Source organism: Enterococcus caccae ATCC BAA-1240 (assembly GCF_000407145.1).
Taxonomy (GTDB): domain Bacteria; phylum Bacillota; class Bacilli; order Lactobacillales; family Enterococcaceae; genus Enterococcus_L; species Enterococcus_L caccae.
Map to the genome: position 1 here is coordinate 210,253 of NZ_KE136474.1, position 16,488 is coordinate 226,740.

The 16,488-nt window shown below is 36.3% G+C and carries 14 protein-coding genes and 1 other annotated feature; of the genes, 6 read left to right on the forward strand and 8 right to left on the reverse strand.

Features of this window, described 5'->3' with window-relative positions; genetic code table 11:
• Positions 1–28 precede the first annotated feature (28 nt).
• Positions 29–1,264 carry a peptidase T gene (pepT, locus tag I580_RS11475; RefSeq protein WP_010770467.1) on the reverse strand — a complete coding sequence of 412 codons (1,236 nt, stop codon included), beginning with the start codon at positions 1,262–1,264 and terminating at the stop codon, positions 29–31.
• 23 nt (positions 1,265–1,287) lie between these two features.
• Complete coding sequence (locus tag I580_RS11480; RefSeq protein WP_034860054.1) at positions 1,288–2,934, reverse strand: peptide ABC transporter substrate-binding protein; 1,647 nt, start codon at positions 2,932–2,934, stop codon at positions 1,288–1,290.
• A 384-nt stretch (positions 2,935–3,318) separates the two neighbouring features.
• Positions 3,319–3,553: a binding site (T-box leader), on the reverse strand.
• A gap of 294 nt (positions 3,554–3,847) precedes the next feature.
• Between I580_RS11480 and I580_RS11485 the strand changes: the two genes are divergently transcribed.
• A complete protein-coding gene (locus I580_RS11485; RefSeq protein ID WP_010770465.1) occupies positions 3,848–5,104 on the forward strand; it encodes a MucBP domain-containing protein in 1,257 nt (418 codons plus the stop codon).
• Positions 5,105–5,176: 72 nt separating this feature from the next.
• Here the strand turns inward: I580_RS11485 and fitD are convergent, their stop codons facing one another.
• The 4 genes from fitD to fitA form a co-directional block, all read right to left on the reverse strand.
• Positions 5,177–6,139: an iron chelate ABC transporter substrate-binding protein FitD gene (gene fitD, locus I580_RS11490; protein WP_010770464.1), complete on the reverse strand. Its 963-nt coding sequence runs from the start codon at positions 6,137–6,139 to the stop codon at positions 5,177–5,179.
• Positions 6,140–6,287: 148 nt separating this feature from the next.
• Positions 6,288–7,046, reverse strand: a complete 759-nt coding sequence (fitC, locus tag I580_RS11495) for an iron chelate ABC transporter ATP-binding protein FitD (RefSeq protein WP_010770463.1) — start codon at positions 7,044–7,046, stop codon at positions 6,288–6,290.
• Positions 7,043–8,011 carry an iron chelate uptake ABC transporter family permease subunit FitB gene (gene fitB / locus I580_RS11500; RefSeq protein ID WP_010770462.1) on the reverse strand — a complete coding sequence of 323 codons (969 nt, stop codon included), beginning with the start codon at positions 8,009–8,011 and terminating at the stop codon, positions 7,043–7,045. The genes fitC and fitB overlap by 4 nt, the downstream gene beginning before the upstream one ends.
• Entirely contained in the window at positions 8,008–8,955 is a 948-nt protein-coding gene (fitA, locus tag I580_RS11505) for an iron chelate ABC transporter permease FitA (protein ID WP_010770461.1), read from the reverse strand. Before fitA ends, fitB begins: the two co-directional genes overlap by 4 nt.
• A 226-nt stretch (positions 8,956–9,181) precedes the next feature.
• Between fitA and I580_RS11510 the strand changes: the two genes are divergently transcribed.
• Entirely contained in the window at positions 9,182–9,628 is a 447-nt protein-coding gene (locus I580_RS11510; protein ID WP_010770460.1) for a YueI family protein, read from the forward strand.
• Between the two features lie 153 nt (positions 9,629–9,781).
• Here I580_RS11510 and gshAB read toward each other — a convergent pair whose 3' ends face one another.
• Positions 9,782–12,052 carry a bifunctional glutamate--cysteine ligase/glutathione synthetase gene (gene gshAB / locus I580_RS11515; protein WP_010770459.1) on the reverse strand — a complete coding sequence of 757 codons (2,271 nt, stop codon included), beginning with the start codon at positions 12,050–12,052 and terminating at the stop codon, positions 9,782–9,784.
• A gap of 226 nt (positions 12,053–12,278) precedes the next feature.
• On the opposite strand from gshAB, the gene I580_RS11520 reads away from it, so the two are divergent.
• Positions 12,279–12,776, forward strand: coding sequence for a cysteine hydrolase family protein (locus I580_RS11520; RefSeq protein WP_010770458.1), 498 nt, complete (start codon positions 12,279–12,281; stop codon positions 12,774–12,776).
• 185 nt (positions 12,777–12,961) lie between these two features.
• Positions 12,962–13,840 (forward strand): YitT family protein, encoded by an 879-nt coding sequence (locus I580_RS11525; protein WP_010770457.1) that lies wholly within the window; start codon positions 12,962–12,964, stop codon positions 13,838–13,840.
• Between the two features lie 411 nt (positions 13,841–14,251).
• On the opposite strand, the gene I580_RS11530 is transcribed toward I580_RS11525, so the two are convergent.
• Positions 14,252–14,614, reverse strand: a complete 363-nt coding sequence (locus tag I580_RS11530) for a winged helix-turn-helix transcriptional regulator (RefSeq protein WP_010770456.1) — start codon at positions 14,612–14,614, stop codon at positions 14,252–14,254.
• 156 nt (positions 14,615–14,770) lie between these two features.
• Between I580_RS11530 and I580_RS11535 the strand changes: the two genes are divergently transcribed.
• Positions 14,771–15,613 carry an aldo/keto reductase gene (locus I580_RS11535; RefSeq protein WP_010770455.1) on the forward strand — a complete coding sequence of 281 codons (843 nt, stop codon included), beginning with the start codon at positions 14,771–14,773 and terminating at the stop codon, positions 15,611–15,613.
• A gap of 22 nt (positions 15,614–15,635) precedes the next feature.
• Positions 15,636–16,430, forward strand: coding sequence for an SDR family NAD(P)-dependent oxidoreductase (locus I580_RS11540; RefSeq protein WP_010770454.1), 795 nt, complete (start codon positions 15,636–15,638; stop codon positions 16,428–16,430).
• The last annotated feature ends 58 nt before the right edge of the window (positions 16,431–16,488 follow it).

Here is a 16,488-nt window from a genome sequence, read left to right on the forward strand (position 1 = left end):
GAAATTTCTAATTTTGTCAACTGTTTTTTTAATTTTTCGACTTAGCAACGTTTTCTTTGATGATTTCTACTATTGTTTTGGCTGCTAATTCCATCGATTCCAACGTAATAAATTCATATTGTCCATGGAAGTTTTCGCCACCTGTAAATAAATTAGGGGTTGGTATTCCCATAAATGAAATCTTAGATCCATCGGTTCCACCACGGAAAGGTTGAATATCAGGTTTTATGCTTAGGTTTTCCATGGCTTTGACCGCAAGCTCTACAGGCATCATATCTTTTTCGATAATTTCACCCATATTGTAATATTGGTCTAGAAACTCTATTGTAATTCGTTCTTTGTCCAGGGAGTTATTTAATCTATTAATGATCTCAACAAGTTTTTGTTTTCTTTTTTGAAATAATTTTTTATCGTGATCTCGAATAATATAGGTCAATTCAGCATAATCTAAACTCCCACTAAATTTCGTCAATAAGTAAAAGCCTTCATATCCTCGCGTTTTTTCAGGTACTTCCTCTTGTGGCAATTGGGCATCAATATTCTCGCCTAACTTGATTGCATTAACCATTACTCCATAAGCAGTTCCCGGATGAACACTGGTTCCTTCAACTTTGATCACCGCTTGCGCTGCATTGAACGTTTCATATTCAAAACAGCCTACTCTACCACTGTCTATTGTGTAGGCAAAATCCGCTGGAAAATTCGGCGCATCAAAACGATCAGCGCCACGTCCAATTTCTTCATCTGGTCCAAACGCAAGCAGGATTTTTCCATGAGGAATTTCAGGATGTGCCAATAAATATTCAACTGCATCTAAAATTTCTACGATTCCCGCTTTGTCATCCGCACCTAATAAAGTCGTACCATCTGTTGTAATCAAGGTTTGTCCGATATAATCTTTCAGATTGGGAAACTCTTCAACTTCCATGACGATTCCCAGATTTTTATTTAGCACAACATCTTGACCATCATAATTTGAAAAAATATTCGGTTGAATATTCTCAGCATTATAATCTGCCGTATCTAAATGAGCAATAAATCCAATCGTCGGTACCTCTTCTTTGGTTGTTGCAGGTAAAACAGCGGTCAAAAATCCGTTTTTTTCATTGTACTGAATATCAGAAAGTCCAATTTCCACTAATTCTTTTTCAATGATTTTTGCAAATACTACTTGTCCTTGTGTTGTTGGAACTGTCTGACTAGCTGCATCAGAGCGTGTGTTGACTTTGACATATCGGATAAATCGTTCTAATAATTGACTCATTATTTGCTCCTCCGTGAAACTGATTAATCTTCTAAATAGGCTGTTCTCAGATTGAAATAATCACCATATAAGTGATAGCTGATTCCTTTGATTTTTGAGTTGATCAAGTAGTTAGATGCACTTTGATAAAGCGGTACTTGCGCTGCATCTTGATCTAGTAAAATATCTTCTGCTTCTTTGTAGTTATCAAATTGTTTACTCGGTTTATTGGCATTCACCGTACGTGCATCTGTGATCAGTTTATCGTAGTCAGTATTTTTATATGACCCATAATTATAAGCAGATTCTCCAGCATATAAATTAAAGTAAGAATCTAAATCACTGCTACCTGCGATCCAACCAGATAACGATAGTTCGTAGTCTTTATCTTTACGCGTTTGTAAAACATTATTTTTTGGTTGCGCATTGATTGTGATTTCGATACCTTTTAAGTTTTCTTGCAATTGACTTTGGACATATTCTGAGATTTTCTTTCCATTATCATCGTCAGAAACTAAAAGCGATAACTTGATTTTATCTCCTAGATCAGCTTTGGCTTTTTCCCACTCTGCTTGTGCTTTTTTTACGTCATGAACTAAATGGTCACCACTAAATTTTCTAAAGTCTTCAGAAGTTTCAGGATTTTTGTAAAGGTTACTTGGAATCAAGCCATTTAATGGTTTTGATCCATCGTTTAGCACGTTTTTGGTTAAGGCATCTTTGTCGATTGCTTGGGCGATCGCTTTTCTAAGATGGATATTTGCTGGCGCTGTTCCTTCTTTTTTATTGAAATCTAAATAATAATTGGCAACATCTGAATGTGTGACATAGCCTGCATCGTCGCTATATTGTTGAACATATTGACCACTGATCCGAACTAGATCCAACTCATTTGACTGGTATAAATTAATCCCGGTATTCTCTTCTTTGATTGTATTGACTTTGACCTCTTCTAGTTTTACTTTATCAGCATCATAATATTCAGAATTTTTCTTTAATGTCCATGTATCTGATGATGCATCCCAGTCAGTTAAGATAAACGGTCCACTATAAATCAAATGGTCGCTGTCTGTCGCATAATCTTTGCCTTGTTTTTCAACATAAGCTTGATTTTGTGGTGCTAACCAACCAATCGATACGACTGTTAAAAATGATGGCTGTGCCTGTTCTAATGTGACCTCAAATTCTTTATCACTTGGTGCGGATAGACCGATTTCGTCTACTGATTTTTCACCATTGCGAATTGCCTTGCTATTTTTTACATTGTCTAACAAGTATGCATTTGGTCCGATTGTTGCTGGTGTTACTAATTTTTTCCACGAATATAGAAAGTCTTGAGCTGTAATCGGCTCGCCATTGCTCCATTTTATGTTATCTTTTAATGTAAATTTATACGTTAAACCATCTTCGCTGATTTCTGCTTTTTCTGCTAGTCCTGGAATTGGTGTACTGTCGTCATCAAAACGATACAGTCCTTCAAAAAGATGCTGAACGATCGTAAAGGTGTTTTTATCCATTGTTTGTGTTGTATCTAAAGTCGAAAGCGGTGCTGGTGAACTGATTTCGATTTTTTGACTTGCCGCGATTGTCCCGTCTTCGCTTTTAGTCGTTTCTTTTTTATCGTTGCCCCCACATGCTGTTAGTAATAATCCCGTTAATACTGCACTTACGACTAATAACTTTTTCTTCATTTTGTTTCCCCCTTCAGTATCTGTATACATTAACTACTCCTACCTTTTTGTGTAGATGTCAGAAAAGCTGAGTATTGTTTATCATCGAATCACTTTGTTCTTCGTGTTTTACAACAATGAGTTCGAAACGAAGGCCCGTGATTCACTAGTATGGTCACTTCTCTCCCTTTGCACGCCTTGTATTGTTCATCATCTACTCTGGCGGATCCCTGTCAGAGGCCTTCCATTCTTTAAGTTTTTGCTCTTAGAATTTGGGAGTTCGAAACGGAGTACCGTGATTCACTAGTATGGGCACTTCTCTCCCTTTGGTCGCCAAGTATTGTTCATCATCTACTCTGGCGGAGCCAATCGTAGTGATTCACAACAAAAAAACTCCCATCCTACTAAAAGGACGAGAGTTTTAAACTTTCGCGGTACCACCTTCAATTGACTTTATAAAAAGTCCACTCTTTCAGTACAACCATACTGAGGCGCTATAACAGGCGCACCTGAATTGATCTCAACGTATTCGATCAATTTGTTCAAAGGCCATTTTCTTTTCCAACTTCGCTATCTCTTCCCACCAACAGAGACTCTCTTTAAGCTATCTGAAAAATACTTTCCTTATCTTCACATTTAATTTTAATAGATAATGTATTACAAGGATTGTAGCATACAAAAATAGGGAGCGTCAACTGACGTTTTAGTTTTTTAGTTTTTTATCTCACGACTCATCCTATCTCCTTATGATATAAACACTATTTTACACTCCAAACCATGTAAAACAAACAAGACTTAGAGACTTCAATTCTTTTCTCCATTCTCTATTTCTTGGAAAAAAAATTGTTTTTTTGATAAAAACCTTACTCTTCTAAATGATATAATTTAAATAGTATTATAATATTTTAATACTAAAAAGGGAGGAAATGGGAAAATGAAAAGAAATAAAAAATTTGCTAGTCTAGCGTTGGTATCGCTACTAGCACCAACGTTGTTGAATGCTCAACAGGTATTAGCAGAGGAAACACAAACAGCACCTGTTGAACAACAAGAAGTCGTTCCTGAAAAAGAACAACCTGAAGCTGAAAAAGAGGTTGAGGTTGAGACACAACCCGAAGCTGACAAGGAAGTACCTAAGGAAGACGCTAAACCTGAGAGCAAACCTGAACAAGAAGTGCCCAAAGAAGAAGCTAAACCTGAAACTACACCCGATACTGAAAAAGACAAAACACCAAACAAAGAGGAAGCTGATACGAAAGTAACAGTACACGTTAGTGTTTTTGATGAAACCGAAGGCCTGATCAAAACTCTTTCTTTCACTGATGAAGCGGGTTCTACTCGTACTTATGCACTAGAATTAACACCAGGTGCGTATACTCTTGTTTCTACTTCAGATCCAATGGCGATTCCTGCTGCGGATGAGTTTGGTAATCTAGGTGTACAAATCACCATGCCAACGGCTACTTCAGGTACCCATTCTATTTCTGTTACTGTAAAAAAACTTGAGGGTACCATTGGTGGAAATGTTTATGTTGCTCACATTGATGATCGCGGCTTTGAGATAACGCAGGCAGTGACTATTATGGGTGGCTTTGTTGGAGATCGTTACACGACCACACCTAAAAATGTGCCTGGTTATTTCTTAGTAAATACACCCGCTAATCATGAAGGTTATTTCAATGAAACTAATCAAGAAGTCATTTATCGCTATGATCGTGTTCAAACAAATGTTAGTGTCGTTTGTGTTGATGAGAATGGTACACCTCTAGGAGAAGTTGTATCTAGATCAGGTAAATTCGAGGACACATTCACGATTACAGCACCTGAAGTGCCTGGTTATGAATACTTAGGTATTTCTCAAGCTGCCTACTCAGCAAATCCATCTATGACTTTTGAAGGAACATACGGAGTAGAAGATCAAAGCTTTGTTGCTACTTATAGAAAAATTGTAGAGGTTCCTGCGATACCTACTGCTCCAACGCCAGATATCGAAACAGCTGCAATACCAAATCTATTACCAACACCAATCAAAACAGATCTTGTCAAAAAAGAGTCTGTTAAAAAAGAGCATAAAAAATTGCCTGAAACAGGTGAAGCTGAAACAAGTTCTTTCGTAGCTTCAGTTGGGTTGACAATCATTGCAGCAGTTTATTTCACTAAGAAAAAACGCGAAGATGAATTTAGCCTATAATCGTTTTAAATAATACATTAAAAAGGAATATAAGTCAGCATATAGACTTATATTCCTTTTTTATTTCGATATTTATTTCAATGCTTTTTGCACATCTTCAATCATCAAGTGAGTAGACTCTAATCCTCCGCCACTCAAGTACCAAACATCTGGTTGCAACGTGATTACTTTGCTGTTTTTACCTGCATTTGTTTGCTTAACCAATTCATTATTCTCTACATTATCGTTTGTATCGTCTCCGCCGATTGCTTTTGTACGATCAACAACAAACAAAATATCCGGATTTTTTTCTAAGACATATTCATAAGAGACACTTTGACCATGAGTAGATGCTTCAATGGCGTCATCTGCTTGTTTAAAGCCAAAGGTATCATGAACGATCCCAAACCGTGAACCCTTTCCATAAGCTGAAAGTTGTCCTTCATTAACTAACACAACCAACGCTTTTTCATCACTTGCCTCTGCTTTTTCTTTAACAGCTGCTATTTCTTTTTCTAAATCAGTGATTTTTGTTTTCGCTTCATCCTTTTTATCAAAAATTTCAGCTAAAGTTTCAATGTTTTTCTTTGTAGAGTTCCATGTATCTTTAGCATCTACTGATAGATAAATCGTGGGAGCAATCTTGCTTAGTTTATCTTGGAAATCTTTTTGGCGACCAGAAATGATAATCATATCTGGTTTTAATTGGTTGATTTTTTCTAAATCCGGTTCTTTGATTCCTCCTGCTGATTCTACTTTTTTATATTCAGACAGGTATTTAGGTAAATTTTTCGTTGGTGCTCCGACAACAGCTTTTCCAACTCCCAAAGCATCCAGCGTATCCAATGAGCCGTTATCAAAAACAACCACTTTTTTCGGATTCTTCGGTACTTCAACAGAACCATTTGAATCTTTCACCATCAGTGTTTTTGCTTCTTTACTTACATCATTTGAGTTCGATCCGTCGGTAGTTTTTTTATCATTACTTCCACATGCACCTAAAGTAAGTAAGGCAATCATTGAAATTGATGCAATGGCTAAGAATTTCTTTTTCATTTTATTTCCCCCAATTATTATTTTTTAAATTTTTCCGTCATAATTTAACATGTTTGATCCGCTTCTCTTCTAATCTAGCTTCACGAACTAGCTCTTCAAAAAAGAGGAATACTATTTGTTCAAGAGCCAAACAATGCTCTCAACTTTTCTAATTAAAATACATACAAAATCGTTTTCCTTCAATTTCACAAATCCGGATATTCATATCGTAAAGCTTATTCAACACTTCTGATTGAATAATGTCATCTGTACTCCCATGGGTAAATAGCCGCCCCTCTTTCATTGCTACGATTTCATCTGCATAGCTCGCTGCAAAATTGATATCATGTAACACGATAATAACCGTTTTACCAAATTCATCCACCAAACGACGTAATGTTTGCATCATTTGAACTGCAAAATTCATATCTAAATTATTCAATGGTTCATCTAACAAAATATAATCTGTATCCTGCGCTAAAACCATCGCAATATAAACACGTTGTAATTGTCCTCCTGACAAAGTATCGATCAGTTCATCTGCTAAATCCAATAAGCCAAGATTTTTCATTGCTTCTTCGACTTTCTCATGATCCTCTTTCTTCAAACGACCTTTGCTATAAGGAAAGCGACCAAAATTAACTAGCTCTCTGACAGTGATTTTTAGATTGATTCCATTCGTTTGTTTTAAAATCGATAGTTTTTTAGATAATTCACTTTGTTTCCAGGTTTTCACTTCGTTGTGATCTAAATATATTTCACCCGTATCTTTTGGAATCAATCGGCTCATCATTGAAAGCAGCGTACTTTTCCCTGCCCCATTCGGACCGATAAAAGCGGTCAATTTTTGCTCTGTAATCGGCAATTGAACCTCTGAAACAACAATCTTTTCACCATATCTTTTTGATACATTTTTGATTTCGATCATCTGCGCTGCTTCCTTTCACTAATAATTTTTCCAACAAAATAAACGCCGCCGCCAAATTCAATCACAATACTTAACGTCGTATTCAATTGAAAAACTTGTTCTACAAGAAACTGTCCAAATACAAGCAGTAAGATAGACAACAAGCTACCACCTAAAAACAATGCTCGATGTTTATACGTCCCCATCAATTGATAGCTCATATTGGCTACAATAAATCCAAGGAACGTAACTGGTCCAACTAAGGCAGTTGACAATCCGATCAACGCACTAATCACAGTCAATAGGACAAACTGAAATCTCGGAACATTGATTCCTAAACTCGTTGCTTGATCATTCCCTAGATGAAGAACATCTAACGCATGACTTTTCACCCATAAAAAACCAGCTAAAAAGGCAATCAATATCCCTGCAATAAGCAGATGTTGGCTATTCACATTACCAAAACTAGCAAATAATTTCCCTTGTAGTAAGTCATACTCATTCGGATCCATCACGACTTGTAAAAAAGTACTAATACTATTGAAAAATGTTCCTAAAATAATCCCAATCATCAATAATAAAAATAGATCGTTTCCACCCTTTTTCAACAAGAAGCGAGATAATATAATACTGGCACTTACCATCAATAAAACATTTATAAGAAATGTGGCAATCGTTTCATTGCCTAAAAGCTGCTGCCCACCTAAAAAGAAAAACAACAAGGTCTGAATAAAAACATACAGTGAATCTAAGCCCAAAATATTTGGTGTTAAAAAATGATTTTGGGTCATTGTCTGAAAACTAATCGTTGAAAATGTAGCAGCGATGCCTACAAAAACAAAAGCAAGTAGTTTTTTCCCTCTAAGTTCCAGAGCAAAAGCCCAATTTCCATATGTTTTATAAGACAAATACAAAGCACAAACTATAATAACTGCAATCAATAATAACAAAATTTTTATCACTGATGAATGGAAGAATTTTTTCATGCTGTTTTCCTCCTCATCAATAATGCGATAAAGATAACGCTACCTAACACACCGACTACAACACTTACCGGAACCTCATAAGGTGCAATCACTACACGTGCTAAAACATCACATGCCAGCAAGAAAATACTTCCGCCAACAGCTGTGATCGCCAATGTATTTTTCATATGATCACCATAACGCATCGATACTAGATTGGGAACAATCACCCCTAAAAATGGAATATTGCCCACCATAATCAAAACGACTGCACTGGACAACGCCACAATCCCTAATCCGAACAATTGAATACGCTGATAATTTAGTCCTAGGTTGGTCGCCATATCTTCCCCCATACCGACTACTGTAAAACGATAGGCAAAAAGATAGGTGATGATCAATAATGGAATCGTCAGATAAAGCAGTTCATAGTTGCCTTTCATCACTGTGGAAAAATTTCCTTGCAGCCACGAAGACATATTTTGAACGAGCTGAAATTGATACGCAAAAAAAGTTGCTACTGAACCAATGATATTTCCAAACATCACACCGATCAGCGGGATCATAACTTGATTTTTTGCAGGTAAAAAACGTGTTAAATAAATAAACGCTAACGTCCCACCAAATGCAAACAAGAATGCGATAAAAGAGCGGAACAATAGTGGTGCACTCGGAAAAAAGATCATAACGACTAAAATACCCAATCGTGCGCTGTCCATCGTACCTGCCGTACTTGGCGAAACAAATTTATTTTGTGTTAAATGTTGCATGATCAACCCAGAGATACTGATCGTACTTCCGGCAATAACTAAACTGATCGTTCGAGGTATCCTCGTTGTTAACAATACTAATTGTTGCTGTGAATCCCATTGAAATAATTGTGTCAGAGAAATATCTTTCACTCCGACAAAAACCGATAATACAATCAAAAGGAGTAAGAGAACAAATAGGCCTATTTTTTTCATATACTTGCTCCATTTTTCTAGCTGTCTAGCTTTACAAGCTAACTTTCTAATTGAGAATGATTTTCATTCTTACTTATTAGTCTATGCGAAATTTGGGATAAAAGCAATACTTTTTTGCCTTTTATTCATACTCAATTAAAGAGTATCTTCTACTTTACCAAAGGTTTCAGACTTGTTCTATGCTATAATTTGAAGTAAGACTAGATGGAAGCAGGTTAGATAATTAATGGCACAAGATGACTTACAGAAACATTTAGATAATGCAATGTATGGCACCCCGCTGCTGAAACCCGAAGAACAGCGCAAATACATGGGCACCTTCCGTGAAAGATGTTATCTGACAATGACGATTGAACAAATGAAAAATACAGAAGATAAGGCGAACTTTTTAAAAGAGCTAGAGCAACATCCTAATGCCACTGTTTTATTAAATGGTGCAATGGCAATCGATTTACAGTCTGCTTATATTAAATTGATCAATGAGCGGCAAATAAAATTTACAGTGGTCAATGATTTTGTAGAAAATACGCCGGATTCTTTCGGGATCGTTTTAACTGCAAGTGAAGCTGTAAATGAACCAATTATCGATATTGAACAAAAACATCCTAAGCAAACTTCAACGAATCAAACAGAGCAACCTAAAAAAGGATTCTGGCATAAATTATTTCATTAAACAATAGACTTTGATTGGTTGTTGCAGAAATGATAAAAGGCTGATACAACAGCGTTTAGCTCCGAAGAAGTTGCTTTTTTCTCACCGTTTATTCAGATTTAAAGCCCGAAACAAAACTAATTTTTCGTTTTGTTTCGGGCTCTTATTTTATACTTATTCAAATACTTCTGGATATAACATTTTCAATACGTCCATTGTCAAATGACGTCCTTGACCTGAATGAGGATATGCATGCATATGCATCGCAGGATTAAAATTGGCTTCTATGATCCCATAGGTACGACTATTCTTCATTCCTTTAATTGTTTTATCAGGAACAATCAAATCGATCCCACAAATTTTTGCGCCTAAAGCTCGAACCGCTTCAATAGCGATTTGTTTATAGCTTTCGTCAAAGTTATCTGTTACATCGATCGAGTCGCCGCCAGTACTGACATTAGAATTTTCTCTTAGGTAAACGATTTGATCTTTTTCTGGAACTGATGTCGTTAAAAGATTTTGCTCTTTTAACATCAATCGCTCTACATCCCCTAGCTGGATCAACTCTAGTGGTGACCGATGATGTGTTCCTCTCAGTGGATCAAGATTTTTTTCCGCCACTAGTGCTTCAACTGAACGAACACCATCGCCTACAACATTTGCTGGTACCCGTAACATGATGGCCCGCACTTGGTCATCTAAAACAAAGAAACGATATTCTGTCCCAGGCAAGAATTCTTCAATCAAAACAGCGGAATCTTCTTTAAAAGCCAAATTCAGCGCTTCTGTGTAATCAGCTAATGAAGCCCCGTCTTTAAAGATCGTGATCCCTAGCCCATAATTCGTTGTTTTGGGTTTGATCACAAATGCTTTTTCTGAATATTTGATATAGGCTTGTTCTGCCCTTTCTATCGTATCAAATTCATCTCCTGCTGGGACTGTAAAACCAGCATCTGCTAGAACTTTTTTAGTGACTGTTTTATTTTCCATAATCAATGGCACAATATAGCTATCTTTACCTGTCATATTCGCATTTTTAACATATTCAATATGATCTTTGTGTTTAAGTTTTAAAAATTGTTCTTGTTCATCTAATAGTTCAACTTCCACACCTTTTTGAATGACATCAAATAAAAACAACTGTGTAGATAGTTCCATATTTCTAAAACCAGCTAATTGATAAGGTCGCTCAAACGCCATCCCTTGATATTCTTTTCCAAAAATAATCCCCAGTTCTTGATTCGAATTACTTTCAATGATCGTCCACATTTTTCCAGCAATGGTCAAATCTGGTGTTCTTAATTGCGCGCGATGAACTTCCAATGATTTCTTCAATCTAAACAACCCTAAAGATTCGATCATTTCATCCATTTCAGCAAAAATACGGTCCCCTTCGGCTAAAAGTTTTACTTGAGCAAAAGGATGTCCTAACGCGACTTGTTCATTTAAGAAATCGCCTGTCGCTACCCAATCATTCGGCGCTTCTTTTTCATCTGTCCATAATAAATACAACATAAACAAGTGAATAAATTCCAATGACTCTTCGTCTACCCCTAATGGCGCAAACGGGTTTAAGTCTAGATTTCTTAATTCGATATAGCGAATACCCGTTTTAGGTAAATCAGCCATTTGTTTACCGCCGCGCAGTCTGACAGCTGAATAAAATTCTTTTTCTTCAGATAAGATACCATTTTCAACCATTCGGTGAATGTCATTGATATAGTGTTGCAAAGATTCATAGGATACTTTGACATTTTCATTATTTTTATAGCCGAATGAACTGTTGCGCAAACTTCTCACTGGTTCTTTTGGTCGTTCTTCCCGCTCCGTAAAATATCCTGATTCGCTGACTGGCGATGCTCCAAATAGATAGGTAATCAACCAACGGTAACGTAAATAATTACGCGAAACTTTCATATAAAGGATGTTTTTGAACTCTTCGATCGTTTCGTATTCCGTTTGCTGTGAAAAAAGTTGTCGAACCAATTCTATATCATATTCAAAATTAAAGTGAATACCACTGACCATTTGCTTGCGTTTTCCGTATTCTCTCGCCAAATAACGACGGTACAAAATTCCTTCAAACTGATCCAATTTGGCAATTTTTATGTCTTCATCTTTTAACGGCAATTTTGGCGGCATACTTAGCGGCCAAAGCATTTCATGTTTATTCATTGAGCGCAATGCTACGTCATGGATTGCTGCTAGATAGCGCAACATTTCATGGATGGAATTTGCCACAGGCGTAATCAGCTCCATCTGCGACTCACTAAAATCTGTTTGAATATATGGATGGTATGAACGATTCCCCAAAACTTCTGGATGATCCGTCGTTGCTAATTGACCATCAAATGTCGTACGCTGACTTTCTTTCTCTAATCCAAATCGTGCCGCCATAACATAGGGACGTACACTTTTTTGTTGTAGTAATTCTTTAAATTTCATACTGTCGCCTTTCTTCCCTGTTTTTATTCCATTACTAATCATTATATAGAAAAAGAGAAGCAAAAAGAATATATTAGCTTAAATTTTGTCAAAAGGAACTAAACTTTTTAATTGGTCTAAAGTATCTCTGGCTATGTTTTTCTTGTTCCTAACGTAGATTCTTTTCAGTCATGTGACTTCGTTGTATACTAGAGAGAAAAAATAATTTAAATCAAAGGAGAACTTCATGCATCCTACTACAGCCTTGATCGTCATCGATCTTCAAAATGGTCTAAATCATGTTGGATCTGGTTTGTTCCAACTAACAGATATACTCACCGGTGTAAATCAACGTATTGCAGAGTATCGCAACAATCATCTACCCATTATATTTATTCAACATGAAGATGCTGATTTAGTGGTTGGAAGTCACAATTGGCAACTATTTAAACAACTTGATGCCCAATCAAAGGACTTCTACATTAGAAAAACACACGCCAATTCTTTTTACCAAACAAATCTAAAAGAGCTTTTAGATAAACTCTCCATCTCCGAACTTGAATTTTGTGGTGCACAGACAGAATACTGTGTCGATACCACCATTCGTATGGCCCATGGCTTAGGGTATTCTTGTTTTATGAAACGAGGCCTTAGTACTACCTTGAACAACGATTTTTTAGGCGCACAAACGATTATTCAACATCATGAATCATTATGGGACCGACGCTTTTTGACCTTTATTTGATTAAATATGTTCTGTTTTTCTATTCTCTATGATTTTACCATACTCAGCGAATAAAAAATTAAAATTATCTCATGATATCTGTTAGTCATTCATGATAGTATGACTAGGGGCTATTATTTTATGCACTTATTGATCGTTCAACAGGGATATCTCAACATTTTTAGAAACGGAGGAAGTAAATAGAAATGAAATTTACAAAACAACAAATCCAAGACACTTTATATGTGACAATTGGTTCGTTTATTTTAGCAATCTCAATCAATTCGATTTTATTACCAAATAAAATCGTAGCAGGCGGTGCTAACGGAATCAGCGTAGTGATCAACTACCTTTTCGGTCTTAATCCTGCTTTGGTTTTATATGCAATCAATCTACCTTTATTAGTTCTTTGTTTTTTGCTACTAGGAAAAGAAGTTGGGATCAAAACGATTTACGGTAGTTTAATTTATCCATTTTTTGTTGGAATTACAACCCACTTACCTGTATTGACTCATAATATTTTTCTAGCAACAATTTTTGGCGGGATTTTAACCGGGATTGGCTTAGGATTAGAATTTCGAGGAAATGCCTCAACAGGTGGAACTGCAATCATTTCTCAAATTGTCAATAAGTACTTTAAAGTTTCACTCGGTGTATCGATTTTATTTGTTGATGGTTTAGTGATTTTATCAGCCTTATTTGTTTTTAATACTGATACGGTCTTGTTCTCTCTGATTTGCTTATACCTGATTGGACGTGTAGTAGATATGGTTCAAGTTGGTTTTGTACGTTCGAAAAACGTGATGATCATTTCACCAAAATATGCGGAAATCAAAGAGAAAATTTTGGTCGATATGGATAAGGGATTAACGATGATTCCGATTGAAGGTGGTTATCAAAAAAATCCAAGTATGCTGATGATGACTGTTGTGAGTGAAAAAGATTTTTCTAGAATCAAAGAAAGTGTCTTAGCTATTGACGAAGAAGCATTTGTGGTGTCGATGAATGCCAGTGAAGTTTTTGGCCGCGGTTTTAGTTTAAAAAAAATAGCGGAAGACTATGGGATTGAAACAAATAATTTGTAAGTAATAATTGAAATAACGCTATTCATATCTCCTTATATTTTTAACCTCAACTTATTTCATATATTATATTTCAAAAGAAGATGAAACGAAGTATCCAGTTCTGAAAAAAGAGCCTGGGACGGAATAATGTGCCCCCAACAAATTGTACGTGAAAAATACAATTTGTTGGGGGTATTTTTTATGAAGTAGAATTCAAACTAAAACTAGTAAAAGAATACCTAGAAGGGCCTCTTGGTAGACACGCATTGCTAAAAAATATGAACTCTCGTCAAATACTTTCCCAAATAATTGGAAAAACACCTACTAAGCAAAAAAAGAAGGCGATAGAGGAACTGATTCAACTAATTGGCGCACATCATTCTGTCCCAACCTCTTATGTTTTTTAAATCGTTTTCTATACTATACGTTCTCTCAACTATCACAATTCAAACTAATCGCTTCACCATTATCAATCAAATGATTCGCATGTGTTTCTCCCCAAGAACAAAGTAAATCAAGAATTTCCCCTAAAGATTCGCCATAATCACTCAGGCTATATTCAACTTTCGGCGGGATTTGGTTGTAGGACTTTCGATCAACAATATTATCTTGTTCTAATTCACGTAATTGCTGCGTCAACATTTTTTGTGAGATATTTGGGATTGCTCTAAGTAATTCACTTGTGCGCATGACTTGATGCCTTAAATTACAAAGAATGATCGGTTTCCATTTGCCACCAATCACATCCATCGTAACTTCTACACCTATATTATATCTTTTTTCAATTGATTCCATAAACAACGCGTCCTTTCTTGATTTATTTAAACAAAAAAAGGTTGAAAAATCAATTAATTACTTTTTCGTTCGTATAGCACTTTAAAGTACGTACTAGTCATTTATACCTGCTGCTGTTACCATAGATTTACTTTAAACGTGAAAGGAAGAGAAGCGATGATTGAATCATTAACAGATACAGTTTTATTAAATAACGAAGTAAGGATGCCAGGATTTGGTCTGGGTGTCTTTCAAGTAAGCAACGAAGATACTGTTTTATCTGTGCAAAAAGCAATCGAAGCAGGTTATGTCAGCATTGATACCGCACAAATTTACGGCAATGAAGCCGGTGTCGGCGAAGGGATCAGACGAGGGCTAGCTTCAACTGGTAAAAAACGTGAAGAGTTGTTTATCACAACGAAGCTGTGGAATCATCATTTAGACTACGATCAAACTATTACTGAATTTAACGATAGCCTAGTAAAATTAGGATTGGATTACTTGGATTTGTACTTGATCCACTGGCCTGGAAATAACGAATTCTTAGAACCTTGGACAGCGATGGAGGACTTATATCTTAGTGGAAAAATCAAAGCGCTCGGTGTCAGTAACTTTGAGATTCATCATTTAAAAACACTCCTAGAAACCACCCGAATCAAACCTGTAATCAATCAAGTGGAACTTCATCCAAGAATGGCGCAAAACGAAATCCGCGCCTTTGGAAAAGAACATGAAATTCTAACGGAAGCATGGTCACCTTTGATGCAAGGTAAATTACTAGAAGATGACACAATTTTAAATCTTGCCTCAAAACACAACAAATCAGCAGCTCAAATCATTTTAAGATGGCATATCCAAAATGATATTATCGTTATACCAAAATCTGTTAAAGAAGCTCGAATCAAAAGTAATGCAGCGATTTTTGATTTTGAATTATCAAAAGATGATTTGGCTATGATCGATCAATTAGATGACGGAACTCGAGTTGGTCCCAATCCGGATACATTCTTTTTTGAATAAAATTTAGTGAGGAGATAGCATCATGGAAATGAATATCAAAGGAAAAACAGCTTTAGTCACGGGATCTACCAAAGGAATCGGTAAAGCCATTGCGATTGAATTAGCTAAAGAAGGCGTAAATGTCTTAGTCAACGGGCGCAATAAACAAGAAGTCACAGCTCTCGTTACACAACTAAAAGAACATTTTCCAGAAACCACACCGCAATCGGCTGTTGGTGATATTGTCTCACCAGAAAATCGCCAATCATTATTCGATACATTTCCTCACGTGGATATTCTTGTTAATAACATGGGTATTTTTCAACCAATGGCGTATGAAACTATTGAGGATGAAACTTGGGAAAAATTCTTTCGGACAAATGTACTTGCCGCCAATTCTCTCGTCAAATTTTATCTGCCTAAAATGTTAAAAGTAAACTTCGGCAGAATCATTTTTATTGCCAGCGAAGAGGCGGTCATGCCCTCAGGTGAAATGCCACAATATAGTATGACAAAAACCATGCAGCTTTCTTTAGCGAAAAGCTTGTCTAAGTTAACCAAAGGAACACAAGTAACCGTTAATACAATCATGCCAGGCTCGACCATGACCGAAGGCGTACGTGATATGCTCGAAAAAATGTACCCCGATCCAGCTATGTCTTTAGCCGATAAAGAGAAATTATTTATGGCAAACAACCGTCCGTTATCTCAAATCCAACGTTTGATCGATCCGAGTGAAATCGGACGATTAGCTGCATTTATCAGCAGTCCTTATGCCACAGCCTTCAGTGGCGCAGCGATTCGGATGGATGGCGGTATGGTTCCAACAATAGTTTAACCAATAAAAAACCTTTTGAATGTCTACTCAATGTAGTCACTCAAAAGGTTTTTGCTAT

Bases quoted from the DNA above. Each gene is read 5' to 3' on its own strand.
- pepT (WP_010770467.1), bottom strand. From the start codon at position 1,264: ATGAGTCAATTATTAGAACGATTTATCCGATATGTCAAAGTCAACACA.
- I580_RS11535 (WP_010770455.1), top strand. From the start codon at position 14,771: ATGATTGAATCATTAACAGATACAGTTTTATTAAATAACGAAGTAAGG.
- I580_RS11520 (WP_010770458.1), top strand. From the start codon at position 12,279: ATGCATCCTACTACAGCCTTGATCGTCATCGATCTTCAAAATGGTCTA.
- I580_RS11540 (WP_010770454.1), top strand. From the start codon at position 15,636: ATGGAAATGAATATCAAAGGAAAAACAGCTTTAGTCACGGGATCTACC.
- I580_RS11485 (WP_010770465.1), top strand. From the start codon at position 3,848: ATGAAAAGAAATAAAAAATTTGCTAGTCTAGCGTTGGTATCGCTACTA.
- I580_RS11510 (WP_010770460.1), top strand. From the start codon at position 9,182: ATGGCACAAGATGACTTACAGAAACATTTAGATAATGCAATGTATGGC.
- I580_RS11530 (WP_010770456.1), bottom strand. From the start codon at position 14,614: ATGGAATCAATTGAAAAAAGATATAATATAGGTGTAGAAGTTACGATG.
- fitB (WP_010770462.1), bottom strand. From the start codon at position 8,011: ATGAAAAAATTCTTCCATTCATCAGTGATAAAAATTTTGTTATTATTG.
- fitA (WP_010770461.1), bottom strand. From the start codon at position 8,955: ATGAAAAAAATAGGCCTATTTGTTCTCTTACTCCTTTTGATTGTATTA.
- I580_RS11480 (WP_034860054.1), bottom strand. From the start codon at position 2,934: ATGAAGAAAAAGTTATTAGTCGTAAGTGCAGTATTAACGGGATTATTA.
- fitD (WP_010770464.1), bottom strand. From the start codon at position 6,139: ATGAAAAAGAAATTCTTAGCCATTGCATCAATTTCAATGATTGCCTTA.
- gshAB (WP_010770459.1), bottom strand. From the start codon at position 12,052: ATGAAATTTAAAGAATTACTACAACAAAAAAGTGTACGTCCCTATGTT.
- I580_RS11525 (WP_010770457.1), top strand. From the start codon at position 12,962: ATGAAATTTACAAAACAACAAATCCAAGACACTTTATATGTGACAATT.
- fitC (WP_010770463.1), bottom strand. From the start codon at position 7,046: ATGATCGAAATCAAAAATGTATCAAAAAGATATGGTGAAAAGATTGTT.